Here is a 16,937-nt window from a genome sequence, read left to right on the forward strand (position 1 = left end):
GGGTGCGGGCGGTGTTGCAGCACCGCCCGCGCGGATCGACACAGTCAACACTCACGTCAGAAAGCACGATCCATGACACATGATTCCACACCGGCCGCCGCGTCCAGCGTGACGCGATTCGGCTACACCCAGGCCATGGAGCGCAGTACCGGGCGCTTCGCGTCGTTCGCCGTCGCGTTCGCCTTCGTCTCCATCGCCACCGGCATCTTCACCACCTACGGCAGCGTCCTGAATTCCTCCGGACCGCTGGGCATCTGGACGTGGCCCATCGTCGTGGTAGGCCAGCTGGCGGTCGCGCTGCTGCTCGGCGCCCTGGCCGCGCGCATCCCCGTCACCGGCTACGCCTACCAGTGGGTGTCGCGGCTGGCCAATCCGGTCTTCGGCTGGATCACCGGATGGATCTCCTTCACGTTCCTCGCAATCGTCGTGATTGCGGTCGACTACACCGTCGCCTCCACCGTGGTGCCCGCGCTGTTCGCCTTCGAGGGCACGGCCGCAACGGCTTTCGCGATCACCGCGGTGGTCCTGGTGCTGCAGGCCCTGCTCATCGGCCTCTCGACGCGCTGGACCGAGCGCGTCAACAACTTCGCCGTCACCGCCGAACTCGTCGGCATGGTCGCCCTCGTCGCACTGCTGCTGATCGTCGGCGTCATCACCCACCGGCTCAGCACCGACAACCTGTTCTCCCACGGCGCGGTGCCGACCGAGGACTACTGGAGCTTCGGCGACGCCACCGCCGCCGGTCCGTGGATGCTGGCCTTCCTGCTGGGCGCCTTCACGATCGTCGGCTTCGAATCCGCCGCCAACCTCGCCGAGGAGACCAAGCGGCCCGAGGTCGTGGTCCCCCGCGCGATGTGGCAGGCCGTGCTCGCCTCGGGCGTCCTGGGCTTCCTGTTCCTGCTCGTGGTCACCGCCGCGGTCGACGACCCGGTGGCCCTCGCCGAATCGGGCACGCCGATCGCCGACGTGATCGTCGACGTCCTCGGCACGTTCGTCGGCACCGCACTGCTCGTCCTCGTCGCCGTCGCCATCTTCGCCTGCGGCCTGGTCATCCTGCTCACGGGTGTCCGGCTGGTCTGGGCGATGTCGCGCGACGAGCGCTTCCCGGCCTGGCAGCTGCTCGGCAGGATCTCGCCGCGCACCAAAACCCCGCTCAACGCGACGGTCGCCATGACGCTCATTTCGGCGGTGATCCTCGGGCTGTTCTCCACCAGCACGGACGCCCTGTTCAAGCTGTTCGGCGCTGCCACGCTGCTCCCGGCGATCATCTACGCCATCACGGTCGGCCTGTACATCGCCAAGCGGCGCTCGCTCCCGGCCAGCGCCGGCTTCGACCTCGGGCGCTGGGAGTGGCCGATCATCGCGGTCGCCGTGGTCTGGCTGGTGTTCGAATTGTCCCTGTTCCGCGACGCGTCCTTCCGGGATCCTTGGCTGTACCTCGCCGTCATGGTCGCGATCGGCGCGGCGTACCTCGGCTACCTCCTCGCCACGCGCGGCCGGGAGGGACTGCGGATGCCCGACATGCGCTCGATCGACGCCGAACTCGAGGTCTCGTGACGGTCCTCGCCATCGATCAGGGCACCTCGGGCACCAAGGCCATCGTCGTCGATCCCGCGGACGGGGTGGTCGGGGTCGCCGAGATCCCCATTCGCCCGCGCTATCTCGACGGCGGCGGGGTCGAGCAGGATCCCGCCGAGCTGCTCGATTCCGTGCTCGACGCCGGTCGCGCGGCGCTCGCCCAGGCCGCGCGACCGGTGGACGCCGTCTCGCTGGCCAATCAGGGCGAGACCGTGCTGGCGTGGGATCCGGACACCGGGGCGGCACTCACCCCGGCCATCGGGTGGCAGGACCGCCGCTCCGAGTCGGTGTGCGCGACGCTCACCGACCACGCCGACGAACTGGCCGCCCGCACGGGTCTCGTCCTCGACCCGTACTTCTCCGCCCCGAAGATGGCCTGGCTGCGGCGCACCGTCGAACCGGGCGGCGTCGTCACCACTTCGGACAGCTGGTTGCTGCACCAGCTCACCGGCGAGTTCGTCACCGACGCGACCACCGCCAGTCGCTCGCTGCTGACCGACCTCGGCGGCGCCGGGTGGAGCGACGACCTGCTGGCCCTCTTCGGCCTGGCCGACGAACGGCTGCCTGCCATCGTCGCCAACGACGCCGTCGTCGGCGGCACGACTGCCTTCGGCACTGCGGCGTCCGGTGGCGCCGAGATACCGGTCGGCGGTGTCGTCGTCGATCAACAGGCCGCTCTGCTGGCCCAGTCGTGCCTCGACGCCGGCACCGCCAAGTGCACGTTCGGCACCGGGGCCTTCCTACTCGCCAACGTGGGCACCACCCCGCTGCGATCGACGGCGGGACTGACCACCTCGGTGGCGTGGCGGGTGGCCGGCACCGATGCCTACTGCGTCGACGGCCAGGTCTACACCGCGGCCGCTGCCGTGCGATGGCTGGTGTCGCTCGGCGTCATCGCCGACGCCCGCGACCTGGACGCCGTCGCCGCGGTCGACAGCAACGGCGTGCTGTGCGTGCCCGCGCTGGCCGGCCTCGCCGCCCCGTGGTGGCAGTCCGGAGCGACCGCGGCGATGTCGGGCATGACGCTGTCGACCGAGCGCGGCCACGTCGTGCTCGCCGTCCTGCAGGGCATCGCCGCACAGCTCGGCGAACTGGTGGCCGCGGTACAGTCCGACACCGCCTCCGGCGCCCGGTGGGAACGGCTGCGCGTGGACGGCGGACTCACCCGGTCGGCGGTGCTGATGCAGGCCGTCGCCGACGTGCTGCAGGTGCCCGTCGACGTCTACCCCTCCCCGCACGCCACGGCGCTCGGCGCCGCCGCCCTCGCCGAGCTGAGCCGGCGTCCCGGCACGCCACTGTGCGACGTGGTGCCGCGCTGGGCGCCCGCCGCCTGCTACGAACCGGCGTGGGACCGCGGCCGCGCCGACGAGTTCCGCTCGGCGTGGCGCCAGCTCGCCGAGACGACCTACCCCGCCAGGAAGGCACCGTGACCCCTTACGACGTCATCGTCATCGGCGCCGGCATCGTCGGCTCCGCCATCGCCCGCGACCTCGCCGGCCAACGACTGTCGGTGGCACTGCTCGATGCCCGCGCCGACGTCGGCGACGGCACCAGCAAGGCCAACACCGCCATCCTGCACACCGGCTTCGACGCCACCCCCGGCACGCTCGAGTCGGCCATGGTCCGCCGCGGCTATGCCCTGCTGTCGGAGTACGCCTTCCACACCGGCATCCCGATCGAGCGCACCGGTGCCATCCTGGTCGCCTGGGACGACGAACAGCTCGCGGCGCTGCCGGCGCTACGGGACAAGGCCCGTGCCAACGGCTACGACCACTGCGAGATCGTGGACGCCGCAACGGTGTACGCGCAGGTGCCCGATCTCGGTGACGGCGTCCTGGGCGGCCTTACCGTGCCCGGCGAGTCCATCATCTGCACCTGGACGGTCAATCTCGCGCTCGCCACCGACGCCGTCAACCGCGGCGCCGCCCTGCACACCGGACACCGCGTCACCGCCATCGAGGTGGGCACCGACGCGACGACGCTGCACACCTCCGCGGGACCCGTGCGCGGACGGTGGATCGTCAACGCCGCCGGGCTGGGCGCCGACCACGTGGACGCCCTGTTCGGCCACGAGCGCTTCACCGTGACGCCCCGGCGCGGGGAGCTGATCGTCTACGACAAGCTGGCCCGCCCATTGGTCAACCGGATCGTGCTGCCCGTGCCGACGGCACGCGGCAAGGGCGTCCTGGTGAGCCCGACCATCTACGGCAACGTGATGCTCGGTCCGACGTCGGAGGACATCGAGGACCGCTCGGCCACCGGCACCACCGAGCACGGCCTCGAGTTCTTGCTCGAGAAGGGCCGCCGGCTGCTGCCGCGTCTGCTCGACGAGGAGGTCACCGCCACCTACACGGGGCTGCGCGCCGCCATCGACCATGGCGACTTCCTCATCGAACCCGATGCAGCGCAACGGTATCTGCTCGTCGGCGGCATCCGTTCGACGGGCCTGACCGCCGGCATGGCGATCGCCGAACACGTGCACGGCGTCCTCGCCGAGGCCGGTCTGCCGCTGCGGGCCCGCACCGACCTGCCCGCGCCGCCCGTGATGCCCAACCTCGGCGAGGCGTTCATCCGGCCCTACCAGGACGCCGACCGCATCGCCGCGGACCCGCAGTACGGCAGCATCGTCTGCTTCTGCGAACGCGTCACCGTCGGAGAGCTGCGCGACGCCTGCCGCTCGGTGATTCCGCCCGCAGGCCTCGAGGGACTGCGGCGGCGCACCCGCGTCATGAACGGCCGATGCCAGGGCTTCTTCTGCGGCGCCGAGGTGCAGGACATCCTGGAGCGCGAGGGGGCGGGGCGATGAGGACCGACTACGACGTCGCGATCGTCGGCGGCGGGCCCGCAGGCCTGACCGCCGCAGCGGAGCTGTCCCGGGAGTACGACGTCGTCGTCCTCGAACGGGAGGCCGAGGCGGGCGGAATCCCCCGGCACAGCGACCATCTCGGGTACGGCATGCGCGACATGCGGACCTTCACGAGCGGTCCGGCGTACGCGCGCCGGCTCGTCGCCCGGGCGACCGCCGCCGGCGCCGAACTGCGCACCCGCGCGATGGTGACCGGGTGGTCGGGCGGCACGTCGGTGGACGTCACGTCGCCTGCGGGCCGCCAGCGGATTGACGCGCGCGCCGTCATCCTCGCGACCGGAGCGCGGGAACGTCCCCGGTCGGCGCGGTTGATCCCCGGGGACCGCGGCGCCGGGGTGTACACCACCGGGCACCTGCAGAACGTCGTGCACCTCCAGGGGCGCACGGTGGGGCGGCGGGCCGTGGTCGTCGGCGCCGAACTGGTCTCCTACTCGGCGGTGCTCACGCTGCGGCACGCCGGCTGCGAGACGGCGCTCGTGACGACGACGCATCGGTCGCCGGAGTCCTACGCGGCGTTCAACGCCGTGGCTCGCACACCACTGCTGGGCGTCCGGATCGCCACCCGGACGCGGCTCACCCGGATCATCGGCACCCCGACGCTGCGGGCCGTCGAGATCGAGGACATCGACACCGGATCCCGGCGGGTCGTCGAGTGCGACACGCTCGTGCTCACCGGCGACTGGATCCCCGACCACGAACTCGCCCGCGCGGCGGGCCTCGACATGGATGCCGCGACGGTCGGCCCGCTCACTGACACGGCGCTGCGCACCAGTCGCGACGGCGTCTTCGCGATCGGCAACCTGCTGCACCCCGTCGACACCGCGGACGTCGCCGCCCTGGACGGTCGCCACGTCGCGACGGCGGTCCGCGCTCGGCTGCGCGGGGAACACCCGGCGACCGCGGGAGTGCGGCTGCGAGTCGAGGCGCCGCTGCGCTGGATCACGCCGGGCGTGCTGCGGCCCGGGGACACTGCACCCGCGCGCCACCGGTTGCTGCTGTGGACCGAGGATCTGGTCCGCGTCCCGCGGGTGGTGGCACGTCAGGACGGCCGGGTGGTCGGCCGTCGCACGCTGCCCTGGCCGGCGTCCCCAGGCCGCGTCTTCCGGGTGCCCTCGTCGATCCTGGCGGGAGTCGACCCCAAGGGCGGGCCGGTCACGGTGTCGCTGCGGTGAGCGCCGCCTCGTGGTCGGCGACCAATGTCTTGGCGACGTCGACGAGGCGCACGTTGGTTTCCTGCGACGCCCGGGTGAGGACGGTGAAGGCCTGCAACCCGGTCAGCCGGTCCCGCTGCATGAGGATGCCCTTCGCCTGGCCGATCACGTCGCGGTTCGCAACGGCGTTCTGTAGCTGCTCCTCGGCGACGGCACCGGCCATCGCGACCGCGGCGTGCTGCGCGAGTACCTCGCCGGTCGCCACCGCGTCCTCGGAGAACGCACCGGACTCCGCGGCGTAGATGTTCAGCACGCCCAGCGTTTCGTTGGTGATGTACAGCCGGTAGGACAGCATGCTGCGCACGCCCAGTCGGACCGCCACCGTCGAGAACCGCGGCCAGCGTTCGTCGGCGGCGAGATCGTCGATGTGGACCGTCTGCCGATCGTGCAATGCGCTGAGAGCGGGACCCTCACCGAGGTCGGTCTGCAATTGGTCGAGGCGTGCCGCCACGTCGTCGGTCGGGACGGCGGGCCGAATCTTGCGTCGGGACACGACCGCGAGGCCCGCCCAGCTCGAGCCAGGGACGGTGTCGACGGTCGCGGCGACGATGGCGGCGAGCACGGCCTGCGGGTCACGGAGACCGCGCATCTGCACGGCGAGATCGCCGAGGGTGCGCACCAGCGTGCGGGGCGTCTGGGTCGAATCATCACGGGAAGAAGACATGCGGCATCAACTCGCTTCGAGGGAGGAGTGCGTGTCGTCCGGCGCGGTGGCGGACCCGAGGGCTATGGGACCGGCGCCGGCGGTGAGGAGCAGTTCAGGGTGTGGGGCGACCGCCCGCCCTGCTTGCTGGCTGCAGAGCGTTCATCGGCCTCATCTCCTGGTTTGCTGTCTCGGTGGGTTAACCGCGTGATGGTTCTGTACCCCGCTGCGGCAGATCTTGAAACTCGGGCGCGGTGTGGGTCACAGCCGCCGGGATAGGTTCTAGGCGAAGGAGGCTGCCATGTCTGAGGCTGGAATCTGGGTTGCGTGGGGCATTCCCGCCCGCGGCCGCGAGCAGGAAGCGCTCGCCCTGTTGGAGAAGACCACCACCGGTTACCTGGAGACGCTGCGTCGGGAAGGCCGCATCGAACGTTTCGACACCGCGATCCTGCGGCCGCAGAGCACCGAGCTGGGCGGCTTCATCCTCATCCAGGGCACTAAGGCGCAGGTCGAGGCGTTGCGCACCGACCACGGATTCGAGGTGTGGGTGACCGAGGTGCAGCTGGTCGCCGACCGCGTGGGCATCGTCGATGCCTGGGTCAACGAGGGCCTCACCGATGCCGTGGGCCTGTATCGCGAAGCGCTGCGCGAATTGGGCTAGTGACCGGCGTAACACCGGCTACGTTCCAGACGAAGGACAACGCGAGTAACGGCTGGAATACGAGGGGTCGGCATGGGCGCTGCGCACTACATCGGACGAGTGGGCGGTCTTGCCGTCGCGCTGGGCGTCGGCACCGCCGTCGTCACCGGCCACGGCGTGGCCTACGCCGACGATGGGGGGTCCGACTCGTCGAGCGCGTCGGGGTCCTCCGCGAACTCCAGTACGTCGACCGGCACCACGAACTCGGGGACGACCTCGGGGACGACGACCGGCACCACGACCTCGGGAACGACCACCGGCAATACGACCTCGGGAACGACGACCTCGGGAACGACGACCTCGGGGACGACGTCGTCGGGAACGGCGAGCGGGACCAAGGACACCGATTCCACGGACGGTGCGAAGGACGCCGGCGGCACGAAGCCCGCCGAACCGGGCACCGTCAGCGCGCAGACCAACACCGGGTCGTCGGGTAGCACCAAGGCCGCCGAACCGAGCCCCGCCACGGAGCCCACCGTGCCCACGGCGCCTATGGAGCCAACCGCGCCCACGGAGCCCACGGAGCCCACCGCGCCCACCGCGTCCCCGGAGCCCACGACCCCGCCGACCCCGGCGGTGAACTCCGGAGGCTCCGACACCAAGGCCACCGACGGCGGGGCCACCGCCAGCAAGGCCCCGACGACCGCCACCGCTCCCACGACTGCGGTCAAGGACGCGAAGGACGTGCGGGACGCGACGAACGCGGGGGGCGCGAAGACCGCCCGCACGCTCGCCGCCACGACCACCAACGACACCCTCACCTCGGCCGCCATCTCCTCGGGCGCCGTCTCCTCGGCCGCCGTGTCCTCGGCCGCCGTGTCCTCGGCCGCCGTCATCGCGCCGAGCCCGACCCCCGCCGCGCCGGCGGCGCTCACGCCCGCACAGACGATCGGGTCGCTCGTCACCGGCGTTGCGAGCGTCGTGTCCAACGTCATCGGCTGGGTGATGGGACCGCTCGCGGGCAGCGCACCCGCCGCCCCGGCCGAGCCTCCGCTGGCGTGGACGCTGCTCGCCTTCGCGCGCCGTGAGATCGACCAGTTCGTCGCCACGGTCAACGGTGCGCTCGGGCTGACGTCACCCGTCGCCGCCCAGACCACGGTCCTCGACCAGAGCGAGTCCCTCGCGCAGACCGCGAACCTCGCACTCGCCGCCCCGTTCGCCGCGGCCCTCGCGGCCGCCGCGGTGCCCGCGCGGCCGGCCTTCCCCGCCCCGGGCCAGGCGGTCAGCGGGTCGACGACCTTCGTCGACTGGGTGACCGGGAACTTCCAGCCCAACGACACCTACGCCCGGTACGGCATCTGGGGCACCGACATCGGCACCATGTGGGATAACGGCATCGCCGACGACCCCACCACCCCGATCAACGAGCACCAGATCCTCATGGCGTTCGGCGACACCTTCGGCGGGCCGAACATGACGGGCACCTGGCGGCTCAACACGCTGTTCCGCAGCTCCGACCTCGCCCTCGCCGACGGGCTCAGCGTCCCGAACGGACAGTGGTTGAACGGCAACATGTTCGGCGGCTCGCCGCTGTGGGAGCCGACCTACGCACGGCAGATCATCCTCCCCGAGCGGCTGCCGGCGGGCCTGCCGGCAGGCGTCACGCTGATCCCGACCGCCGGCATCTCGGTGCCCACCCCCGGCACCCAGTTCGGTGCCACCCAGTACCTCAGCTTCATGTCGGTCAAGCAGTGGGGCGCGGCCGGCCAGTGGACCACCAACTACTCGGCCATCGCCTACTCCACCGACAACGGTGAGAACTGGTACGTCGCACCGTCATCGGTGCGGATGAACGACCCGTGGAGCGGCAACGCCAACTTCCAGCAGGCGGCGTTCGTCCGCCCCGGCGACGGCTACGTCTACTCCTACGGCACCCCGAACGGCCGGCAGGGCGCGGCCTACCTGTCCCGGGTGGCGGAGAAGGACATCCTCGACGTCTCGAAGTACGAGTACTACAGCAAGGGCACCGCCGGCGGCTGGTTCGGCTGGGGCGCCACCCCCGCCGGCTGGTACAAGGGTCAGCCCGCGAAGGCGACCGCCGTGTTCGGCGGCACCGAGCAGGGCGCGTGCGGTTCGGTCAAGGCCGGTAGCCAGGTCAGCGAGTTCTCCGTGCAGTACAACAAGACCCTCAACAAGTACGTGACGCTGTACGGCGATCAGTTCAACAACATCGTGATGCGCACGTCGGACACCCCGCAGGGCACGTGGTCGGACGCCAAGGTGCTGATGGCTCAGCAGCCGGGCGGCATCTACGCGCCGATGATGCACCCGTGGTCGCCGTCGACGATGGGCACCGGCACCGACCTGTACTGGAACCTGTCGCTGTGGTCGGAGTACAACGTCATGCTGATGAAGACCGACCTGACGAAGGTGTAGGCGCACCGTGTTTCGTCGGCGCACCGTGTTTCGTCGGCGCACCGTGTTTCGTCGGCGCACCGAGTTTCGTCGGCGCACCGAGTCCCACTGGTCCGCCGTGCTGGTCGCCGCCGCCACGGCCCTGCTGACCGGCTCCGCGGTGGTGGTGCTGAACGGCCCCGCCGTCGCGACCGCCGCACCCGACGCCGCGGCCTGCTCGGACGTCACCGACGGCGCGCTGACGTGGCCGGTGGCCGCCGCAGCGCCGCAGCGCTGCACCGCAGGCCGCTGGCAGCCGGTCACCGATCCGTACCCGTTCAGCGACCGCTGGGTGAGCCCCGGCCCGTCGATGGCACTGCGCGGCGGCGCCCGACCGAATCCGGCCATCGAGCCGGGCACGTGGACGGCCACGCCCCTCGATCCCGCCGCACGGTGCCGCGCCGAACAGGTGTCGGTGACCTACGGCAAGGTCGACGGACCGCCGCGGGTCGACGAGAGCGCTCCCGGCCGCCCGCTGACGTTCGACGTCATCCCGCGGCTGTTCGAGATCGACATGAGCGGGACGTGCCTGTGGCAGAAGGTCGGCGACTGACCGTCGCTCAGCGCCGCGCCATCGCGCGTTCCAGTTCGGTGGCGATGTCGAGCCACGTCCGCCGCACGATGTCCGACGCCGGGAGCAGATCGACGATGCGCGACGACACCTGGCCCGTGTTGGCGACGCTCGCCTCCACGTCGCCACCGAAGTACAGCTCGTCGATGCGGCCCAGCAGCGCCGCGTGCTGATCACCGGCGACCACGCGCGCCGCCAGCCCGGTGTGCAGGACCCGCATCGTCGGGTTCCCGGGCACCTCGAGCAGCACCGTGCCCGCGTCGTCGGCCGCCAGGATCGCCGCCTTGAAGTCTGCATGCACGGCGGCCTCGACGCTGGCCAGCATCCGCGTGCCCATCTGCACGCCCTCCGCGCCGAGCACCAGAGCGGCTGCGGCCGAACGGGAGTCGCACATGCCACCGGCGGCGATGATCGGCAGGTCCACGTGGTCGGCGATCAGCGGCAGCAGCACCATGGTCGACGCCCCCTGCGCCGACTTGAAGCCGCCGCCCTCGACGCCCTCCACCACGAGCGCGTCCACGCCGGCGTCGGCGGCCTTGCGGGCCGCCTTGAGTGAGCCCACGACGTGCACCACCGTCATCCCGGCGTCGTGCAGTCGCCCGGTGAACAGCGCGGGGTCCCCTGCCGACGTGAACACGTGGCGTACCTCGGCGTCGGCGAGCACGTCGACGATGGACGGGTCACGCTTCCACCCCTGGATCATCAGGTTGGCGGCCACCGGCTGATCGGTCAGATCGCGGACCCGGACCAGGTCGGCGCGACCCTCGGGCGTCAGCGTCTCGAGCATCCCCAGACCGCCGGCTTCCGACACCGCGGCGGCCAGCTCGGCGCGGGCGATGTAGGTCATGGGCGCCTGCACCACGGGGAAGCGCACACCGAGCAGTGTCTGAATCCGATTGGGCACGAACGTCACTCCGCGAACGACATGGACGTCGCGGAGCATCCGGTCACGTCCCGGCCGCGCGGGAAGTCGGCCGGGTCGGCGCCGGCGATCGGCGTCCGCTGGTAGAAGGCGCGGCGTGCGTCGGCCGAGCAGTCGAAGTTGCGATTCAGCACGCGGAACGTCGCGGGCTCGGCGCCGTCGATCACCTCGCCCATCCAGTACACGTGCCGCGCGTCGGCGGCGAACGAGCCCTCCCGCACCGCGAACGTCGCGCGGTCGACATCGGCGATGCGCCGGGTGAAGTAGAAGGCGCTGCGATCGTCGACGGCGTAGGCGCCCTCGAGGACCCGGAAGGTGGCCGGGTCGGCACCGTCGATCGGTTCGCCGTTGACGTGCACCGTGCGGGCGTCCTTGGTGAACAGGTAGTGGTCCTCGACGGAGATGATCGCGAAGTTCCGGGGATCGTCGGACAGCACCCGGCCGTCGCTCCAGTAGACCGCTCCGCCGTCCCTGCTCAGGTCACCGTCGAGGAGTTCGAAGTGCGCGGGGTCGTCGCTGAGCACCTCGCCCCAGCGGTAGACGTGCCGGGCGTCCTTGGCGTACGGCGGGCGGTCGAGGACCTCGAACGTGCCGGGGTCGGCGTCGGCGATCTGCTTGCCATCGACGTAGACGCGCGCCCCGTCACGGGCGTAGCCGCGGTCGAGCGGATCGAACGAGCCGGGGTCGGCGCCCTCGATTTCGACGGCCTTGCCGGGAAAGGCGTTGAGATAGTACACCTTGTCGCCCCGCACGTGGTAGCCGGCGTCCTCGAACATCGAATTCGGCGGGTCGTCGCGACTGCAGGCGGGCAGGACCAGCAGTGCCGCCAGGCACAGCCCCGCGATCACCCGTCCCCGCATGTCACAACCGTAGCGGTCGCGACGGACGGGCGGATCGGTCTCAGCGACGCAGCATGCTGGGGAACGGCAGGGCGGCCTCGGCGGCCTCGATCCGGCGGCCGTCCACCACGAAGCACAGCAGGCTGGCGCTGAAGCTCAGCAGCGCGGCGACCATCGCGAGCGTCGCAAAGCCGACCGAGCCCATGCCGAAGGCGGCGATTCCCATCACGAACGCGATCACCGCGCCGAACATCAGCAGCAGACCGGTGGAGGACATGAACTCGCTCACCGGGCCGTCGGTCACGTCGGCGTCGCCGGGCTTCCTCACAGTGTCGGTCCTCTCGCTCGTTGGGGCGAGAGCTTGATACCCATGGCCCGAAAGCGCGAAACGCGCTTTCGGCAAACTCGAGCCGACGACTCGGCCGACTACATGGGGAGGCGACGGTTGATGACCACCGCCGAGACGGCGGCCACGGCCAGCACCAGGGCCCCCAGGCGCAGCCACCCGCTGCTGGCGTCGCCGCGCACCGTCTCGTAGCCGATCTGGTCCTGCAGCGAGCGGTACACCTGGTTGAGTTCGGCGAGGTCCTCGGCACGGTAGAAGGTGCCGCCGGACAGGTTGGCGACCTCCTTCATCGTGGAGTCGTCCACCGGCACGTCGACCGACGAGCCGTCGACCTCGACCTTGCCGTCGGGCGTGCCGAACGCGATGGTGCTGATCGGGATGCCCTGGTCCTTCGCTGCCCGCGCCGCGGTGAAGGCGCCGCGCGGGTTGTTCGGGTTGTTCGGGGTGGTCTCCTTGCCGTCGGAGAACAGCACGATGCGCGCCGGCGGCGGCCCCTCACCGCCGCCGATCACCGCGCCGACGGTGGAGATCGCCTGCAGCGCGGCGAAGATCGCCTCGCCGGTCGCGGTGCGCTCGGCCACCTGCATCTTGTCGATCGCGACCTTGGTGGCGTCGTGGTTGGTGGTCGGCGAACTCAGCATCGTGGGGTTGGCGGCGTAGGAGATGAGCCCGAGGTTGACGCCGGGGGTCAGTTCGTCGGCGAACTGCTTGGCGGCGGTCTGCGCCGCCTGCATGCGCGTGGGCGGCACGTCCTTGGCGTTCATCGACGTGGAGACGTCCATCACCAGCATCACGACGGCACGGTTGCGCGGGATCTTGCGATCCAGCGACGGGCCGGCCATCGCGACGGTGAAGAGCACCAGGGCCACCGCGACCAGCGCCGGCGGGAGGTGGCGCCACCGGCTCTGCGGTTTCGGCGCGACGCTGCCCATCATCGAGCTGTCGGCGAAGCGCGCCAGGCGCCGCGCGCGGCTGCGCTGGATCGCGAAGTACAGCACCACCAGTCCTGCGACGACCACGAGGAACAGGAAGAACCACACGTGCGCGAAGCCCGACAGCGGCAACTCGCCCAACACGGGCAGATTCACGGGCGCTTCCCTTCGACTGATTCACGCGGACCCCAGACCGAGAGTACAAAGCCGCCGCATCCGACCCGAGCCCGTGCGAGCGGCACCGACGCTGTGCACCCGCTCAGGTCCGCCCGCCACCGTCGGACCGCGCACATACACTCACGCTGTGCGTGACGTGTTGGACGACCTGCTCGCGGTCTGGCGGACCGGTCAGACCGCAGGGCTCGCGACCGTGGTGCGCACCATCCGCTCCGCGCCGCGGGCGCCCGGAGCGGCCATGATGGTCGCGCCCGACGCCACGGTCGCCGGCTCGGTTTCCGGCGGCTGCGTGGAGGGGGCGGTCTACGAGCTGGCCGGCGCGGTCGTCGAGGCGGGACGCCCGGAGCTGCAGCGCTACGGCATCACCGACGACGACGCCTTCGCCGTCGGCCTCACGTGCGGCGGCATCATCGACGTCTTCGTCGAACCCGTGTCGCGCAACACCTTTCCGCAACTCGAGGCCGTCGCCGACGACATCGCGGCGCACCGGCCGGTGGCGGTCGCGACGGTCATCGCGCACCCCGACGCCGGGTGGGTGGGCCGCCGGCTGGTGCTCGGCGCCGACTCCGCCGAGGGCTCGCTCGGGTCCGACCGCGCCGATGCGGCGGTGGCCGACGACGCGCGCGGCCTGCTGGCGGCGGGACGCACCGACGTCCTCACCTACGGGCCCGACGGCGAGCGGCAGGGCGAGGGCATGGAGGTGTTCGTCGCCAGCCATGCGCCGCGACCACGGATGTTGGTGTTCGGTGCGATCGACTTCGCCGCCGCGCTCACGCGGCAGGCCGCACTGCTGGGCTACCGCATCACCGTCTGCGACGCCCGCGCGGTCTTCGCGACGCCGGCGCGCTTCCCCGCCGCCGACGAGGTGGTCGTCGACTGGCCGCACCGCTATCTGGCCGCCCAGGCCGCGGCCGGCGAACTCGACCACCGCACCGCGATCTGCGTCCTCACCCACGATCCCAAGTTCGACGTCCCGGTCCTCGAGGTGGCGCTGCGACTCGACGTCGGCTACGTGGGCGCCATGGGGTCCCGGCCCACCCACGACGACCGCCTCGCCCGGCTGCGCGAGGCCGGGCTCTCCGACGCCGAGCTGAATCGGTTGTCCAGCCCGATCGGGCTGGACCTCGGCGCCCGCACGCCGGAGGAGACCGCGGTCTCGATCATCGGCGAGATCATCGCCCGGCGCTGGCACGGTACCGGCCAACCGCTGGCCGACGTCGCCGGCCGCATCCACCACGACGGCCGACTGAGTGCCGATCACCAGCGGTAACGCCACTCTCTCTTTTTGCTACTTGGCTTCTCTTGTACGATAACGATGCTGTCAGCCATTGTGATGCGTACCACTCAGCCGCAGAAGTGAACAGGGGGCCGCCGTGACGACGACCGAACGGGACGCCGCCGAGGAGACGGTCGCCACCCGCTACGCCGGCACCCGCGTGCCGCGCGTCGAGGACGCCCGACTGCTCACCGGCAAGGGCACGTTCGTCGACGACGTGCAACGTCCCGGAATGCTGCACGCGTGCTTCGTGCGCAGTCCCTTCGCCCACGCGACCATCGGGAGCATCGACGCGACGGCAGCCCTCGCGTTGCCCGGCGTGCGTGCGGTGTTCACGGCGGCCGACCTCAACGGCGACGTCGTCGAGGCCTGGCACGCGGTGGCCGGCAAGGACGTCCCCGACACCCCGCGGCCGCCACTGGCCGAGGGCGAGGTGAAGTTCGTCGGCGACCCCGTCGCCCTCGTCGTGGCCGAGAACCGTTACGTGGCCGAGGACGCCGCCGACCTCGTCGACGTCGACTACGAGCCCCTCCCCGCCGTCGCCGACTTCCGCCGCGCGGTGGGCGGCGCCGAGTCGGGCGCCCCAGTCGTGCACGACGCCTACCCCGACAACGTCGCCGGCGGCATGGGCGGCATGCCGCCGGACGAGGAGCTGTTCGCCACCGCACCGCACGTCGTCAGCGAGCGCATCTACCAGCAGATGTACGTCCCGGTACCGATGGAGACCCGCGGCATGGTGGCCGAATGGGTCTCGGCCACCGGAGAACTCACCATTTGGGCGTCCACGCAGACGCCTCACGAACTGCGCGCGTTCGCCGCGAGACTGCTCGGCATCCCCGCGCAGGGCGTGCGCGTCATCATGCGCGACACCGGCGGCGGCTTCGGCCAGAAGGTCGTGCCGATGCGCGAGGACATGTGCATCCTGCTCGCCGCCCGCAGGCTGCCGTCCGCGGCGTCGGACGCGCGATCGGGCGTGGCGCTCAAGTGGATCGAGGACCGCCGGGAGAACTTGATGTCGGCCGGTCAGTCCCGGCACGTCGACGGCACCGTGCGGATGGCCCTCGACGACGACGGCAGGATCCTCGCCGCCGACATCGACTTCCTTCAGGACGTCGGCTCCTACCCCACCCCGTATCCGGTGCTCACCACCGCCGCCATCGGCATGTTCTTCCCCGGCCCCTACCGGGTGCCGAAGGCCAGCTTCAACTACAAGACGGTGTTCTCCAACACCCCGGGCCTGCACGCCTACCGCGGCCCGTGGCAGTACGAGACGCTGAGCCGGGAGATCCTCCTCGATTGCGCCGCACGCAAGATCGGCATGGACCCGGTGGAGCTGCGCCGCATCAACATCCTGCGCGGCGACGAGATGCCGTACTTCAACCCCAACGGCATGCCGTACGACAACTGCGCGCCGGCCGACACGTTCGAGCAGGCGGTGAAGATCCTCGACCACGAGGGCTTCCGCAAGGAGCAGGCCGAGGCGCTCGCGCAGGGCCGCTACCTCGGGCTCGGATTCTCCGCCTACATCGAGCCCACCGGCGCCGCCACCGGTCACCTCGCGACCGAGGGCGCCACCGTGCGGATGGAGTCGACCGGCAAGATCAACGTCTACGTCAACGGCGGGTCGGCGGGCAACAGCATCGAGACCACCGTCGTGCAGCTCACCGCCGACGCAGTGGGCGCCGCCATCGCCGACGTCGCCAGCATCCAGGGCGACACCGCCGTCACCCCCTACGGTGCGGGCACGCAGGGCAGCCGCAGCGGACCCATGACGGCGGGCGCCGTGCACGAGGCCGGCAGCATCCTGCGCGGCCAGATCGTCGCGATCGCCGCACAGATGCTGGGAGTCCAGGCGGACGAGATCGTCCTCGCCGACTCGCGGGCCAGTGTGCGCAGCGATCCGGACCGCAGCGTCGGCTTCGCCGACATCGCCTACCGCTCCTACTACGACCCCGCGCAACTCGGTGGGGTCGCCGCGACGCTGGAGGCCACCGCCCGGTTCACCTCGCAGGCGATGATCCACTGGGCCAACGCCACCCACGTCTGCACGTGCGAGGTCGACATCGAGACGGGACACGTGACGCTCACCCGCTACATCGTCAGCGAGGACGTCGGCCCGATGATCAACCCGAACGTGGTCGAGGGCCAAGTCGCCGGCGGCACCGTGCAGGGCATCGGCGGAGCGCTGCTGGAGAAGCTGGCCTACGACGAGGCGGGCAACCCGATCGCCTCGACGTTCGTCGACTACCTGCTGCCCACCGCCACCGAGGTGCCGCCCATCGAGTTCGGGCACGTCGAGATCCCCGGCCCCGGTGTGGGCGGCTACAAGGGTGCGGGCGAGGGCGGCGCGATCGGTTCGCCGCCCGCGGTCGTCAACGCGATCAACGACGCGCTGGCCCCTCTCGGCGTCACGCTGACCGAACTGCCGGCCACACCGGCCACCATCGTCGACCTCATCGAACGCGCGCGGAAGGACCACTGA

At 71.2% G+C, this 16,937-nt stretch carries 14 protein-coding genes; 9 read left to right on the plus strand and 5 right to left on the minus strand.

What is annotated here, in order from left to right:
* Positions 1–72: 72 nt before the first annotated feature.
* From FZ046_RS02320 to FZ046_RS02335, 4 genes are read left to right on the plus strand one after another with little or no spacing between them, the layout of a single operon-like run.
* Positions 73–1,557, plus strand: a complete 1,485-nt coding sequence (locus FZ046_RS02320; RefSeq protein WP_070353652.1) for an amino acid permease — start codon at positions 73–75, stop codon at positions 1,555–1,557.
* Positions 1,554–3,008 carry an FGGY family carbohydrate kinase gene (locus tag FZ046_RS02325; RefSeq protein WP_070353653.1) on the plus strand — a complete coding sequence of 485 codons (1,455 nt, stop codon included), beginning with the start codon at positions 1,554–1,556 and terminating at the stop codon, positions 3,006–3,008. The genes FZ046_RS02320 and FZ046_RS02325 overlap by 4 nt, the downstream gene beginning before the upstream one ends.
* Positions 3,005–4,384: an NAD(P)/FAD-dependent oxidoreductase gene (locus FZ046_RS02330; RefSeq protein WP_070353654.1), complete on the plus strand. Its 1,380-nt coding sequence runs from the start codon at positions 3,005–3,007 to the stop codon at positions 4,382–4,384. Before FZ046_RS02325 ends, FZ046_RS02330 begins: the two co-directional genes overlap by 4 nt.
* Entirely contained in the window at positions 4,381–5,616 is a 1,236-nt protein-coding gene (locus tag FZ046_RS02335; RefSeq protein ID WP_070353655.1) for an NAD(P)/FAD-dependent oxidoreductase, read from the plus strand. Before FZ046_RS02330 ends, FZ046_RS02335 begins: the two co-directional genes overlap by 4 nt.
* Here the strand turns inward: FZ046_RS02335 and FZ046_RS02340 are convergent.
* Complete coding sequence (locus FZ046_RS02340; protein WP_083298278.1) at positions 5,597–6,319, minus strand: GAF and ANTAR domain-containing protein; 723 nt, start codon at positions 6,317–6,319, stop codon at positions 5,597–5,599. The genes FZ046_RS02335 and FZ046_RS02340 overlap by 20 nt on opposite strands.
* Before the next feature lie 280 nt (positions 6,320–6,599).
* Here FZ046_RS02340 and FZ046_RS02345 point away from each other — a divergent pair, with 280 nt between their 5' ends.
* From FZ046_RS02345 to FZ046_RS02355, 3 genes are all read left to right on the plus strand, one after another.
* Entirely contained in the window at positions 6,600–6,959 is a 360-nt protein-coding gene (locus tag FZ046_RS02345; RefSeq protein ID WP_070353656.1) for a hypothetical protein, read from the plus strand.
* A 72-nt stretch (positions 6,960–7,031) separates the two neighbouring features.
* Positions 7,032–9,374 carry a glycoside hydrolase family 183 protein gene (locus FZ046_RS02350; RefSeq protein ID WP_070353657.1) on the plus strand — a complete coding sequence of 781 codons (2,343 nt, stop codon included), beginning with the start codon at positions 7,032–7,034 and terminating at the stop codon, positions 9,372–9,374.
* Positions 9,375–9,471: 97 nt separating this feature from the next.
* Entirely contained in the window at positions 9,472–9,945 is a 474-nt protein-coding gene (locus FZ046_RS02355) for a hypothetical protein (RefSeq protein WP_070353680.1), read from the plus strand.
* Between the two features lie 7 nt (positions 9,946–9,952).
* Here FZ046_RS02355 and FZ046_RS02360 read toward each other — a convergent pair whose 3' ends face one another.
* The 4 genes from FZ046_RS02360 to FZ046_RS02375 form a co-directional block, all read right to left on the minus strand.
* Complete coding sequence (locus tag FZ046_RS02360) at positions 9,953–10,867, minus strand: NAD(P)H-dependent flavin oxidoreductase (protein ID WP_070353681.1); 915 nt, start codon at positions 10,865–10,867, stop codon at positions 9,953–9,955.
* 5 nt (positions 10,868–10,872) lie between these two features.
* Positions 10,873–11,745, minus strand: coding sequence for a DKNYY domain-containing protein (locus FZ046_RS02365; protein ID WP_070353658.1), 873 nt, complete (start codon positions 11,743–11,745; stop codon positions 10,873–10,875).
* A gap of 40 nt (positions 11,746–11,785) precedes the next feature.
* Positions 11,786–12,052 carry a hypothetical protein gene (locus tag FZ046_RS02370; protein WP_070353659.1) on the minus strand — a complete coding sequence of 89 codons (267 nt, stop codon included), beginning with the start codon at positions 12,050–12,052 and terminating at the stop codon, positions 11,786–11,788.
* 98 nt (positions 12,053–12,150) lie between these two features.
* Positions 12,151–13,158, minus strand: a complete 1,008-nt coding sequence (locus FZ046_RS02375; protein WP_070353660.1) for a VWA domain-containing protein — start codon at positions 13,156–13,158, stop codon at positions 12,151–12,153.
* A 148-nt stretch (positions 13,159–13,306) separates the two neighbouring features.
* Between FZ046_RS02375 and FZ046_RS02380 the strand changes: the two genes are divergently transcribed.
* Both FZ046_RS02380 and FZ046_RS02385 read left to right on the plus strand, forming a co-directional pair.
* A complete protein-coding gene (locus FZ046_RS02380) occupies positions 13,307–14,449 on the plus strand; it encodes an XdhC family protein (RefSeq protein ID WP_070353661.1) in 1,143 nt (380 codons plus the stop codon).
* 103 nt (positions 14,450–14,552) lie between these two features.
* The gene (locus FZ046_RS02385) at positions 14,553–16,937 is read left to right on the plus strand and encodes a xanthine dehydrogenase family protein molybdopterin-binding subunit (RefSeq protein ID WP_070353662.1); all 2,385 of its coding nucleotides are present in this window, start codon (positions 14,553–14,555) and stop codon (positions 16,935–16,937) included.

The organism is Mycolicibacterium grossiae (assembly GCF_008329645.1).
GTDB lineage: Bacteria > Actinomycetota > Actinomycetes > Mycobacteriales > Mycobacteriaceae > Mycobacterium > Mycobacterium grossiae.

Coding starts and splice junctions, on each gene's coding strand:
- FZ046_RS02320 (WP_070353652.1), top strand. CDS start 73: ATGACACATGATTCCACACCGGCCGCCGCGTCCAGCGTGACGCGATTC.
- FZ046_RS02335 (WP_070353655.1), top strand. CDS start 4,381: ATGAGGACCGACTACGACGTCGCGATCGTCGGCGGCGGGCCCGCAGGC.
- FZ046_RS02340 (WP_083298278.1), bottom strand. CDS start 6,319: ATGTCTTCTTCCCGTGATGATTCGACCCAGACGCCCCGCACGCTGGTG.
- FZ046_RS02345 (WP_070353656.1), top strand. CDS start 6,600: ATGTCTGAGGCTGGAATCTGGGTTGCGTGGGGCATTCCCGCCCGCGGC.
- FZ046_RS02350 (WP_070353657.1), top strand. CDS start 7,032: ATGGGCGCTGCGCACTACATCGGACGAGTGGGCGGTCTTGCCGTCGCG.
- FZ046_RS02365 (WP_070353658.1), bottom strand. CDS start 11,745: ATGCGGGGACGGGTGATCGCGGGGCTGTGCCTGGCGGCACTGCTGGTC.